At 49.4% G+C, this 12,374-nt stretch carries 12 protein-coding genes; 7 read left to right on the top strand and 5 right to left on the bottom strand.

Annotated features, from left to right (window positions below; translation table 11 throughout):
* Positions 1 to 2: 2 nt before the first annotated feature.
* Genes AC3CIC_RS05890 through AC3CIC_RS05870 form a run of 5 tightly spaced genes read right to left on the bottom strand, consistent with a single transcriptional unit; the run spans position 3 to position 5,413 of the window.
* Complete coding sequence (locus AC3CIC_RS05890) at positions 3 to 1,022, bottom strand: flagellar motor switch protein FliG (protein ID WP_016959237.1); 1,020 nt, start codon at positions 1,020 to 1,022, stop codon at positions 3 to 5.
* Complete coding sequence (gene fliF / locus AC3CIC_RS05885) at positions 985 to 2,745, bottom strand: flagellar basal-body MS-ring/collar protein FliF (protein ID WP_488515591.1); 1,761 nt, start codon at positions 2,743 to 2,745, stop codon at positions 985 to 987. The genes AC3CIC_RS05890 and fliF overlap by 38 nt, the downstream gene beginning before the upstream one ends.
* A gap of 2 nt (positions 2,746 to 2,747) precedes the next feature.
* Positions 2,748 to 3,128 (bottom strand): flagellar hook-basal body complex protein FliE, encoded by a 381-nt coding sequence (gene fliE, locus AC3CIC_RS05880; RefSeq protein WP_016959239.1) that lies wholly within the window; start codon positions 3,126 to 3,128, stop codon positions 2,748 to 2,750.
* Between the two features lie 33 nt (positions 3,129 to 3,161).
* Complete coding sequence (locus AC3CIC_RS05875; protein WP_488515590.1) at positions 3,162 to 4,493, bottom strand: sigma-54-dependent transcriptional regulator; 1,332 nt, start codon at positions 4,491 to 4,493, stop codon at positions 3,162 to 3,164.
* Positions 4,490 to 5,413 carry a MotY family protein gene (locus tag AC3CIC_RS05870; RefSeq protein ID WP_488515589.1) on the bottom strand — a complete coding sequence of 308 codons (924 nt, stop codon included), beginning with the start codon at positions 5,411 to 5,413 and terminating at the stop codon, positions 4,490 to 4,492. Before AC3CIC_RS05870 ends, AC3CIC_RS05875 begins: the two co-directional genes overlap by 4 nt.
* A 587-nt stretch (positions 5,414 to 6,000) precedes the next feature.
* Between AC3CIC_RS05870 and AC3CIC_RS05865 the strand changes: the two genes are divergently transcribed.
* The 7 genes from AC3CIC_RS05865 to flhA all read left to right on the top strand — a co-directional run bounded on the left by AC3CIC_RS05865 (position 6,001) and on the right by flhA (position 12,362).
* Positions 6,001 to 6,804, top strand: coding sequence for a FliM/FliN family flagellar motor switch protein (locus AC3CIC_RS05865; protein WP_488515588.1), 804 nt, complete (start codon positions 6,001 to 6,003; stop codon positions 6,802 to 6,804).
* 11 nt (positions 6,805 to 6,815) lie between these two features.
* Entirely contained in the window at positions 6,816 to 7,184 is a 369-nt protein-coding gene (fliN, locus tag AC3CIC_RS05860) for a flagellar motor switch protein FliN (RefSeq protein ID WP_371733461.1), read from the top strand.
* A gap of 47 nt (positions 7,185 to 7,231) precedes the next feature.
* The gene (fliP, locus tag AC3CIC_RS05855) at positions 7,232 to 7,990 is read left to right on the top strand and encodes a flagellar type III secretion system pore protein FliP (protein WP_488515587.1); all 759 of its coding nucleotides are present in this window, start codon (positions 7,232 to 7,234) and stop codon (positions 7,988 to 7,990) included.
* Positions 7,991 to 7,996: 6 nt separating this feature from the next.
* Complete coding sequence (gene fliQ / locus AC3CIC_RS05850; protein WP_016959245.1) at positions 7,997 to 8,266, top strand: flagellar biosynthesis protein FliQ; 270 nt, start codon at positions 7,997 to 7,999, stop codon at positions 8,264 to 8,266.
* Positions 8,266 to 9,042 carry a flagellar biosynthetic protein FliR gene (gene fliR / locus AC3CIC_RS05845; RefSeq protein WP_016959246.1) on the top strand — a complete coding sequence of 259 codons (777 nt, stop codon included), beginning with the start codon at positions 8,266 to 8,268 and terminating at the stop codon, positions 9,040 to 9,042. The genes fliQ and fliR overlap by 1 nt, the downstream gene beginning before the upstream one ends.
* Positions 9,039 to 10,166 (top strand): flagellar biosynthesis protein FlhB, encoded by a 1,128-nt coding sequence (gene flhB / locus AC3CIC_RS05840; protein ID WP_016959247.1) that lies wholly within the window; start codon positions 9,039 to 9,041, stop codon positions 10,164 to 10,166. Before fliR ends, flhB begins: the two co-directional genes overlap by 4 nt.
* Before the next feature lie 105 nt (positions 10,167 to 10,271).
* Positions 10,272 to 12,362 carry a flagellar biosynthesis protein FlhA gene (gene flhA, locus AC3CIC_RS05835; RefSeq protein ID WP_016959248.1) on the top strand — a complete coding sequence of 697 codons (2,091 nt, stop codon included), beginning with the start codon at positions 10,272 to 10,274 and terminating at the stop codon, positions 12,360 to 12,362.
* Positions 12,363 to 12,374 lie beyond the last annotated feature (12 nt).

Here is a 12,374-nt window from a genome sequence, read left to right as displayed (position 1 = left end):
GTTTACTCCACCGTGGCTTCTTCGTATAGCACCAGTTCAATCTCGCCCGAATCACTCAGGGCACGAACAATCTGCATGATTTCAGCACGCGCACTTTCTACACGGCTCAAAGGCACCGCACCGCGCAGTTGCATGTCATCTTCCAATGCTTTCGCCATACGCTGTGGCATGGAACGCTTGATGGTTTGCTGCAAGGTGATTTCTGCACCTTTCAATGCCACAGACCATAGTTCGGCTGGGATTTGCTGCACCAGTTTGTCCAATGTGTCCTCACGCTGACGGCTCAGTACCATGAAGTCGAACATGTTCTGTTCAATCTCATTGGCAATATCTTCGTCATGCAGTTTGAGCATTTCCATCAAGGTGGCGCGATCACCTTCAAAGCGGTTAATGATGTCGGCCACTTGCTTCACACCAGACAGCGGCGCGGATTGGTTAACAGACACTTGCGCGATACAGCGTTCAATCAGATCGTTGAGATCGTGCACCACTTGATGGTCAATATCCTGTAACCGAGCAATGCGATAAAGCAGTTCATCGTGGTAATCCGCCGGCAAGTGTTTCAGCACCAGCGAGGAACTATCTGCTGGCAGGTAAGCCAAGAAAATCGCCTGCATCTGTGGGTGTTCGCTAGTGATGAATCGCGCCAGCACTTCGGCTTCTACCCATTGCAAACGCTGCATGTTGTTGCGAATTTCATCGCCGTAAAGGTTATTCAACAAACCTTTGGCTAAATCGTTACCCAGTGCTTTGCGCAAGGTATTCGATAAGTACTCTTTCGATGCTCCGCGAATACCACTGTGCAGACGAAAATCTTCAAAGAAATGTTGAATCACGCTTTTAGCGCTGTCGCTTTGAATGCCGCTAAGATGCGCCATGGCGCGAGTCACGCGTTGGGTTTCTTCGCGGCTGAAGTGTTGCAGCACTTTTGCCGCGGCATCTTCACCCATGCCAAGCAGTACCAATGCGGTCTGCTCGACATGATTAAGCGGTTGTTTCTGCTTTGACTGTGCTGTATTCATTCACGTTTATCCATTGTTTCAAAATTTCTGCCACGCGCGCTGGTTCTTCGTTAGCAATCAGCTGCAAGTGCTTCAATTGAATTTCTAGCGGCGATCCCGGTGGGGGTAGCATTTCATTGCCAACATCCAGCCCTGAACTCACTGCAATACCTTTTTCAGACAGACGACGGTTGAGCACTTCTTCGCGCTCGCGCTCTTCTCGCGTTTGCAGGTTGTCGTAGGTCATCTCTTCTTGCGGATCCGCAAATTCCAGTTCTTGTGCACGGCGATCTGCGCCTGTCAGGTGCATGATCAGAGGTCGTAGCACAAAGAAGATCATCGCCATGCCCAACATGCCGCCAATCACGTAACGAAGCGGTTGCTGCACTGCCGAATCTTGCCACCATGGCAAAGCTGGCGGTGCGCTGATTTCAATTGGCGTGAAGTTAAAGCTCATCAAACTCAAGCTGTCGCCACGGGTTTCTGAAATGCCAACAGCATCCATCACCATGGTGGAGATCTGCGTTTTCTCAGCGTCTGTCCACGCGGTGCCGTTTGGCGCTGCGCCTGTGTTAAGCAACACGGATACGCTCAAGTTTTGGATCTGACCTTGCTGGTATTGGGTGCGACGCACACTGCTGCCCACTGCGTACTGGCGGTTAATTTCAGAGCGCGCATTGGCGTTGGTGCTGTCTTCGGTTGGGACTTCACCAGTCACAGGCGGTTGGTTACTCAACGCGCCCGGCATGCCCAACGCGATTTGATCGATGGAGTTGTTTTGAATGGTGTGTTCGTTGCGCACGACAGGATTTGCATCAAGAATTTCCTGCGTTTCTTCCACTTGGCTAAAGTTCATGTTGGCGGCGACTTGAACGCGGAAGTTACTTGGCCCCACAATCGGTGTCAGCATGTCGGACGCGCGCTGAATAATCTGCTTCTCGACGTTTTTTTGATAGTCGAGGTATTTGGCATTCACCTTACCCGATTCGGTCGAAGCAACATCGGCACTCAACAGGCGACCATATTGGTCAATCACCGACACTTGTTCAGACTTCATGCCTGTCACACTGCCCACGATCAGGTTAATGATCGCTTCTACTTGCTCCGGTTTCAGATCTTCGCCTGCTTTGAGTTCAAGCATCACAGACGCCGACGGATTTTCTGCGTTCTGACGAACAAACAAGGTTTGGCGCGGAATGGCTAAGTGAACGCGTGCGTTAGACACGGCGTTAAGAGAAATGATAGTGCGGACTAACTCCCCTTCTAAACCATGACGATAACGGGCCGTTTCCATAAACTGGCTTGTGCCGAGTGAGCTATCGTTTTTCAGTGAGTCTAATCCGGTAGGTAGCTGCGCTTTTACGCCTTTTGCCGCAAGCAACATACGGATTTTGGCCACTTCACCTTCGGGCACGAGCACTTGGCCGTTTTGTTCTTGCAGACGATAGGCAATGCCTTCGGTTTCAAGCACAGACACAATCTCGCCAATATCAAAACGTTCTTGCTGGCTGTAAAGCGGACGAAATGTTTGAGAAGAACTCCACAGCGCGACCACAATAATGGCGGCGACGATGGCAGCCATCACGGCAGATAACACCAGATTGCGCTGGCTGCTCGACCACAGTTGTTTCACTTTGTGGCTTAATTCATCCATGCCGCCAGAAGAAGCAATGCCATTAGACGAAGCCGTGCGACCCGCATTGACTGTTGTCCCGCCGGCCAATTGAGTAGATATATCAGACATGGTTACACCGGCATCTTCATGATGTCATCAAACGAACTGACGACCTTATTGCGCACTTGCATCAAGGCATTAAACGATAAGCTCGCTTTTTGGCTTGCGACCATTGCTCCCACTAAATCATCACTTTTCCCAAGCTCAACAGCCGTAATTTTCTGACTCGCTGTCGATTGATGCTGGTTCACCGTATCGAGGACGTTGGTGATGGCTTGTGAAAAAGACATCGGCTGATTGGTGGTGGCGTTAACCGCGTTCACATCCAAGGGGTTAGCGCTAACAATAAAATCCGGCTGCGCCTGTACACGCATGGCATCCATTTTGGTCAGCATGAGCTGTTCGGCGCTCATTGCGCTGTTCATCGATGGGTTGATTGAGTGATTAGCCATGTTTCACCTTTAATAGGGTTAAGCAGATTGAGATTAAGCAGCCGAGCCAAGTAACGACTGTAAATCAATGCCTTGTTCACGCATTGCAGCCAACTTGTAACGCAACGCGCGGGTTGAGACGCCAAGGGCATCTGCTGTTTTCGTTCGGTTGCCACCAAACTGTCGTAATTTGTCGAGAATGAACTGAAATTCTGCGTGCTTTTTCGCTTCCACATGGCCGAAACGCTCTGTTTGCATCATGGGAATATTCACGCTATTTAGCTCAACAGGCAGCATCAGATCTTGCGCGGTAATGTAATCACCGTGGCGCATTACCAGCGCACGTTGAATCACGTTCTCAAGCTCTCGAATATTGCCCGGCCATTGGTATTGGCTAAGAGCGGAAATGGCATCGGCGGACAGGCGGCATTGACTGCTGTCTTGATACTTCCCGATAAAGAAATGACTGATAGGTAGAATGTCTTCACTGCGCTCACGCAATGGTGGCCAGTGAAGGGGTAATACGTCGAGGCGGTAGTACAAATCTTCGCGAAAATTACCCTTTTGCACTTCTTCACGTAAATCTTTGTTAGTGGCTGCTATCACGCGGATATCAAGTTTGATCGTCTTGTGGCTGCCCACTCGTTCGACTTCACGCTCTTGTAGCACACGCAGTAATTTGGCTTGCACCGCAGGGGACATTTCACCGATTTCATCCAACAAAATCGTGCCGCCGTTCGCTTCTTCAAACTTGCCGCTTTGCGATTGCAGCGCGCCAGTAAATGCCCCTTTCACATGACCAAATAACACCGCTTCGAGCATAGATTCGGGAATCGCTGCACAGTTAACCGCCACAAACGCTTCGTCGGTACGAGAAGAATGTTCGTGAACGTAACGCGCCAGCACTTCTTTACCTGTGCCAGATTCACCCGTAATTAACACACTGGCACTGGTGCAGGCTGCGCGATGCGCCAGTTGCAGCACCTGCTTGCTACGCCAAGACTCTGCGACGATATTCGCCATGGGTTTGCCCAGCGCTTCAACACGGCGCAGCAGGTTAAGCAATTGCTTTGATTCAAAAGGACGAAGCAGGTAATCCGTGGCGCCCGCTTTCATGGTTTCAGCGGCCAGAATGCCTTCATCTTGCTCAACAATGGCAATCGCCACGCCACCATGACGTTGTTTTTGATGACAGGCGACCCATTCGCGAATGCCCATATCAGACAGACTCGAGCTGACCAAGGTGACCGCGGCAGGCTCGTTGAGTAACGCACTGCGCCCTGTTCTTGCGTGTCTGACCTTGTAACCAGCGTCTTTCAACACATCGATGACGGGGAGCGCAACCGTTTCATTTGGCTCGACCAACAAAATTTCCATATTCTTCATGATTGAACCTTGGTTGTTTCAGGGCTGGCTTCGCTGAATACTTTCGGGGCAGTTTTCGTGCCGCTTTGGGTGGTGTTTTGGTTATTGCTACTTGGTGCTTGTTTCTCTTCTAACTGTTGTGCAGGCAAGAGTAAGGGCACAACGCGTTCACTGTCTCGAACCAATCTCACCGTGACACGGCGATTTTTCGCCTGCCCTTTTTGCGTGACGTTGTCGGCAATCGGGTAACGTTCGCCGTGGGCGCGAATATCAATACGTGTGTCGGCCACGCCAAGCGTTTGCAGCGCACTCGCGACGTTCTCTGCGCGTTGGCGCGATGTGTTGAGATTAACCACCGATGAACCGATATTGTCAGTGTGGCCGTCAATCAAAATTCGGGAAATAGACGCGTCAACCGCAAGATAACTCGATAGCGCTTTTAGCTTGTTCTGTTGTGCGAAAGTCAGTGACCGTTGCCCAAACGCGAAGGGAAGCTCCAATGTTCGCGCTTCTTCAACGCTCATGCCTGGTAGATTGGCGCGACAACGGTTAAATGCGGTCAGACTTGGTTGAATTCGGATCGTGGGAAGCGTGATGCTTTTCGTGGCGGAAGGTGCGCTTCCGCTGTAGGCCACATTGACCCACTGGCTGGCAGCCATCGCTTTGAGCAGTTCAGGGATCTGGTGTTGGAAACGTACGATGCTGTTTGCCGTAATGTTGACGTCTTCCAGTTTGCGTTCACGGGCATCAGGCAACCATGGCGGCGCGACCTGATACAACGTCGCCACGTTGAGTCCGGTATTATTTCCATTCCATTCTGATTCAAAACTTAATTGCTCACCCGGCAGTGCACGGAAGTAAAACTTCCCCTGCGGCACTTTCGCATGAATTAATTGGCACTCAAATTTACCACCTTGATATTTCCAATATGATAAATCCATAGGAACTACAACCTCATTCTTTGCGAATGCAGAACCTGAAATAAGCAATGTAAAAATTAATGAAAAGGATGTATTTACATTCACCTTACAGCGGTAAATATAATCGTGAATTCCCTTCAACATAGATAACCTATTAGCCAATTAAAACTTCCCAAACCATGGAACGATGATCACTTTTACCACTAGACACTCTAAGAAATAATCCCATTTAAAAAAGGGATTATCATTAAAAACCCCAGTTCAAAAACCGAACAGTAAGTGACAGAAGCAAACGTAAATTCAACGACATAATCTTGAGAAAGTGTCGCACTGCATGTCAGTGGACAATATTTAATCGAGCAAGTTAAAAAACATACAAATCTATATTAATATATTTATTAGATTAATTTTTAACCACTCACTTTTATTAGAAATGCAAACTACCTTTATTCTCTATTCTTTTAAATAAGACATATAAATTAAAATCCAACATGTGAACGAAAGTCACATAGTTTAAAAATCAAACTAAAGCGTAATAAAAAAGTCTGTGTAGACTAGCGGGAATGATGAGCGACACGCTCCGATGTATTTATATGCGGTAAAAATAAATGAAAACGACAGCGCCTAAGCCGAATTCAGAATTGCCGGCTGTCAGTGTCGAATTGCTGGGAAAGCCCATCCACGCGGTACGTGATAATTTGCAACACATCCTTCAATCGTCCTGCCACACCTTAAGCAACGCACTGCAAAGCTGGCTCAAAACCAATCAGATCGATGTCAAATTGGAGTGTATCGACCTTCACACCCTACGTTTAAGTGACATCGATAAAAACGCGACCACCACCCTCCGTCATCAAGATGGCGGGTTGGCATACATGACGATTGATGCACCGATGCTGGTGAAGTTGGCAGACCGTTTCTACAGCGCGGCCATTGAACGCACAATACCGACGCTAACCAGCAGCGATGTGCGCTTACAAGAGCGTATCGCAAAATTGGTCGCGGCTTGGATTGCGCCCGACGACATGTGGTCGCCGTGCGAGGTCGAGTTAGGTCAAGGCATGGGGCTTCGTTCCGTGTTTGAAATCCATTTCGGCGACACGGTTGGCACGCTGAGCCTTGATATTGAAGGCAACCTTATCCAAACGCTGATCGAACAATTGGGGCTGCACCGTACCCAAGATCTGTCAGCTTCGTTTGCGCAGTCACTGACTGCAACGCCTGTTCGGTTAAACGTGCTTCTGAGTAAGAAAACCCTCCCATTAAGCGATGTGCTTAGCCTTGCCCCAAACGACATTCTGCCGATTGAATTGCTTGCGACCGTGCCTGTCAGCATTGGCAATCAACAACTCTTTACTGGCCGTGTCGCCGAGCAAGACGGACAACTCGTACTGATTTTGAACCACGAATAAGGAATTCCAACGTGAGTGCATCCCCTGATACCGCCACCTTCAATGGTGAAGACTTGAATTTCGACGACTTTCAACTGGAAGATTTCGATACCCCAACCATCGCTGAGCCTTTAGCCATGCCTGAGCGTGATCTGAGCTTTTTCAAAAAGATCCCTGTGACGGTCACTTTGGAAGTCGCCAGCAAAGAAATCGCGCTAGGCGATCTGATGAAAGCCGGCGAAGGCAGTGTGATCGAGTTAGATAAGCTCAATGGCGAACCCTTAGATGTAAAAGTAAACGGTTCCTTGATGGGCCATGCCGAAGTGGTTGTTGTCAACGACAAATATGGCCTGCGCCTGATTGATGTGCTGGACTCTGCACTGGCAGGCGTTACCCAATAAGTCGCTGACTCTGTGACTGATTACAAGAGCAAAAGGCAATATCCTCAATGTTGATGTTTCGTTCTCTCAAATCCTGTTTGCCTGGACTGATTGCCGCCATTGCTCTGTTTGCAATGCCCGCATTGGCTGCCGACAACGGGCTGACTTTCCTCTCTGTCACCGATGGCGATACCCAGCAGGAATACAGCGTAAAACTGCAAATCCTGCTGTTGATGACAGCGCTAGGTTTTCTGCCTGCCTTCATTTTGATGGGAACGAGCTTCACTCGCATTATCGTGGTGTTGGCGATTTTGCGTCAGGCACTTGGTCTTCAACAAAGCCCGCCAAACCGCGTGCTCGTCGGGATTGCGTTGTCACTGACCATTTTGATCATGCGCCCCGTTTGGACGGATGTTTACGAGAATGCTTTCAAGCCTTATGACGCAGGTGACATCACCCTGATGCAAGCGTTCACGGTGGCAGAAACGCCAGTTCGAAACTTCATGTTGGCGCAAACGCATCAAAGCGCCTTGGAGCAAATGCTACGCATTGCCAATGAACCACTGAACCAAAACGTGGACGACATTTCATTTGCCGTGGTGCTACCTGCCTTTGTGATCAGCGAACTGAAAACGGCATTTCAGATCGGATTTATGTTGTTTATCCCTTTTTTGGTCATCGATTTGGTGGTCGCCAGTGTCTTGATGGCAATGGGTATGATGATGCTTTCCCCCCTCATCATCTCATTGCCATTCAAGCTCGTGGTGTTCGTATTGGTCGACGGTTGGGCCATGACCGTTGGCACCTTATCCGCCAGTTTTGGGTAGCCCAGCATGACACCTGAACTTGTTGTTACCCTCTTTTCCAACGCGGTCTGGCTGATCATCTTAATGGTTGCTGTGCTTGTCGTGCCGGGGCTGATTGTTGGCCTTGGTATTGCGATTTTTCAAGCCGCCACACAAATCAATGAACAGACACTGAGTTTTCTGCCCCGCTTAATGACCACCCTGTTGATGGTGATTTTCGCTGGACACTGGATGCTGCGAAAGATCATGGATCTGTTCGATTATCTGTTCCACAACATTCCCGGCATGATCGGCTAATGGCGATCACCTTCGCGGAACTCTCCGTCATGCTCGGTCAACTTTGGTGGCCGTTTTTCCGTGTTGGCGCCGTATTTATATCCATGCCATTTTTCGGTGATGCATTAATCCCCGTTTGGGTGCGTAGCCTGTTGGCGCTCTCAATTGTTGTGATCACCGCGCCTTTAATGCCCGCTATGCCCGCTGTTGAACTTTTTTCCATGACCTCTTTGTTTCTGGCTTTTGAGCAAGCCATGTGGGGGTTGTTCTTTGGTTTAATCCTGCACATGTTCTTTGGCATTTTTACCATGTTAGGCCAAATCGTCTCATTGCAGATGGGACTTGGTATGGCGGTGATGAATGACCCTGTTAACGGTCAATCTGTGGCGGTATTGGCGAGAATTTTTTTGCTGTTCTGCACCTTGCTATTTTTATCCCTCGAAGGACATTTGTTGATCATCGATATTCTGATCCAAAGCTTTGTCATTTGGCCTGTGGGCTCTGGTCTAACCGGGATGTCACTGCAAGGCGTGGTCAATATCTTCGGTTGGATGTTTGCATCTGGTCTCGCATTGGCCTTGCCTGCCATTGTTTCTATGTTGCTGGCAAACATCAGTTTTGGTGTGATGAACCGCGCCGCGCCGTCATTGAATGTGTACGCCCTTGGTTTTCCCATGACCATGTTACTTGGCCTATTCAGTGTTTTACTGTCTATTTCCGGGGTGCCCGATAAATACACTGAACTCGTGCATGACACCCTTCACCATCTGAATACCTTTATGGTGGGGGGCGCATGAGCGAACAATCGTCACAAGACAAATCCGAACAGGCTTCCGACCAGAAGATCAAAAAGGCAAGGGGCGAAGGCCAAATCCCCCGCGCCAAAGAATTCACCACGGCGGTTATCTTTCTTGCGGTTTCAGCGTATTTCTACAGCCAATTACCCGCAATTTGGGAAGCCATTTCGGGTGTGTTTCGCTTCAATATGTCGCTGACCAAAGCCGATCTTGAAAACCCCTTACAAGCGATTGAACACGTCGGTCACAGCCTTGGTATTTTGATTGAACTGCTACTGCCCATGTTCCTGTTGATCATTGTCACCACCGTTTTAAGTTCGCTGATCTTAGGTGGCTGGATGTTTCGACCTGCCAATGTCTTGCCCAAGCTCAGTAAGCTCGACCCGATCAAAGGGATTGGGCGCATGTTCTCAACCCGCTCGCTTGTCGAGCTGATCAAATCCACCTTGAAAGTGGCAGTGATTGCCAGCGTACTTTACGGCTTTTTGGATAACAAACTTCAACCTTTGCTGGGTATGCAAAACCTGCCGTTGAACCAGGGTGTGGTGATGATCATGAACATCTTGTTTGAAGGCATGTTGCTTATGGGTTTTGCGCTGCTGCTGTTCGGGGTCATTGATATCCCTTATCAGCGCTGGGAGCACATGAAAGAGCTTCGCATGACTAAACAGGAGCAAAAAGAAGAGTACAAGAACAACGAAGGCCGTCCCGAAGTGAAGCAGCGTATTCGTCAAATTCAACAGCAATTTTCGCGTCGGCGTATCGACAAAACCGTGCCCAGTGCCGATGTGGTCATCGTGAATCCAACCCACTATGCCGTGGCGCTAAAATACGATACCTCGCTGTCTGATGCACCGTTTGTCGTCGCAAAAGGCGTGGATGAAACCGCCATGCACATTCAGCGTATTGCGCGAGAAAACAATGTCGAAATTATCCATTCCGCGCCACTGACCCGATCGATTTATCACACCACGGCGATTGAACAGGCTGTACCCAGTCAGCTTTATATCGCGGTGGCGCATATTCTGACGTACGTGTTACAGGTGAAAGCCTTTCGCGAAGGGCGTGGCGACAAGCCTATGTCGTTGCCTCATTTTTCGATCCCGAATCATTTGCAGCATTAACACTATGGCATTCAGCTCTGTGTCATCAAGATCTCTGTCATCAAACTTATTTCACGCATTCGTACAAGCTTGCACTCACCGCTGTCACACCAAGGAACAGACACTATGCTTAATCGGTTAAGAGATTTTCAACAATCAGCGAAGGGGCGAATTGGTATTCCTGTCGTGTTGCTGATGCTGCTCGCAATGGTGATTTTGCCATTGCCACCGCTACTGCTCGATGCTCTGTTTACTTTCAATATCGTGTTGGCAATCTTGGTGTTGCTGGTCAGCACTAGCGCAAAACGGCCGCTCGATTTCTCCATTTTCCCAACGATATTGCTGATCGCCACCCTTCTTCGCCTTGCGCTAAACGTGGCATCTACCCGTATTGTATTGCTTGAAGGTCACAACGGAGGCGATGCCGCCGGTAAGGTCATTCAAGCCTTTGGTGAGGTGGTAATTGGCGGTAACTACCTAATTGGTATGGTGGTGTTCGTCATATTGATGATCATTAACTTTGTGGTCATCACCAAAGGTGGCGAGCGGATATCCGAGGTCTCCGCCCGCTTTACCTTGGATGCCCTGCCGGGCAAACAAATGGCGATTGATGCGGATCTCAACGCGGGATTAATCGACCAAGAAACGGCTCGATTACGCCGTAAAGAAGTCGCCAATGAAGCGGATTTCCACGGCTCAATGGACGGCGCGTCTAAGTTTGTACGCGGCGATGCCATCGCAAGCATGCTAATCCTGTTTATCAACTTAATTGGTGGTATCAGCATTGGTGTGTTTGACCATGGCCTAACCGGTTCAGAAGCACTAAAAACCTATGCCCTACTGACCATTGGTGATGGTTTGGTGGCGCAAATTCCGTCGCTATTGCTGGCAACCGCAGCAGCGATCATTGTTACCCGCATTAATGACTCAGACAGCGGCATGGCGGAAACCATGCGCAAGCAAATGCTCGCCACCCCAGCAACGCTCTATACCGTTGCGGGCATCATGGTGGTGATTGGTATTGTTCCCGGCATGCCGCATCTGGCTTTTTTCAGCTTTGCGGGCGCCTTGGCTTTTGCGGGCTGGCGACAGAGCAAAGCGCCAGACAATGATTCGCAATTGGACGACGTTGAGGCTATTTCTCATGTGATGCAGCATGAGGAATCGCCGTTGTCTTGGGATGATATTCCCCACGTTCACACGCTGTCACTCGCGCTAGGCTATCGTCTCGTGCATTTGGTCAACAAAGAGCAAGGCGCACCACTCACACAACGTATTCGTGGCGTTCGCCGCAATCTGTCTGAGCAGATCGGTTTTTTGCTCCCTGAAGTGCGTATTCGCGACAATTTAAGCCTGAAACCTAACCAGTACACCTTGTCGCTAAATGGCGAAGTGATTGAGCAAGGCTTTATCGAACCAGATCGCTTGATGGCTATTGCGGTGGGTGAAACCTACGGCGAAATCGACGGTATTTTGGGAAGCGACCCTGCCTACCAATTGCCTGCGGTATGGATTGAACACACGGACAAAGCCAAAGCACTCAACATGGGCTATCAGGTGGTGGATGACAGTACCGTGATCGCGACCCACATCAGCAAAATCATCAAATCGAATCTGGCGGAGTTGTTTACCCACGACGACGTAGAAGCCATGAACCAACGTTTGACACAGCAAGCACCAAAGCTCGCGCAAGCATTGGGCGCAGCCCTGACACCTGCACAACAGCTGAAGGTTTACCGTCAATTGCTGCTTGATCAAGTGCCACTAAAAGACATTCGCACCATTGCCAACACCATGTTGGATTCATCCGAAAACAGCAAAGACCCGATATTGCTGGCCGCCGATGTTCGCTGTACCTTGCGACGCACGCTGTTTAACCTCATCGCCGGACAAAAGAACGAGTTGAATGTGTACGCCCTTTCCGACGAATTGGAAAAGATGTTGCTAACGTCGTTACAGCAAGCACAAGCCAGTGGCCCAGTGATGCTTGATAGCTTCCCCATTGAGCCGAATATTTTGGGGCAGTTCCAACAGAACCTGCCATTAATTCGACAACAGCTTAAGCAACAAGGCATGGTACCCATCCTGCTAGTGATGCCACAGTTACGGCCGCTACTTGCACGTTATGCACGCACCTTTACCCAAGGATTGGCGGTGTTGTCATACAACGAAGTGCCCGAGAATAAGCAAATTAACGTGGTAGGAAACCTTGGCTAATTTTACGTTTCA

It is taken from the genome of Enterovibrio sp. QJM3NY_24, assembly GCF_057786035.1.
The sequence above is the reverse complement of the archived record's forward strand: the minus strand, read 5'-3'. Positions and strand labels throughout refer to the sequence as shown.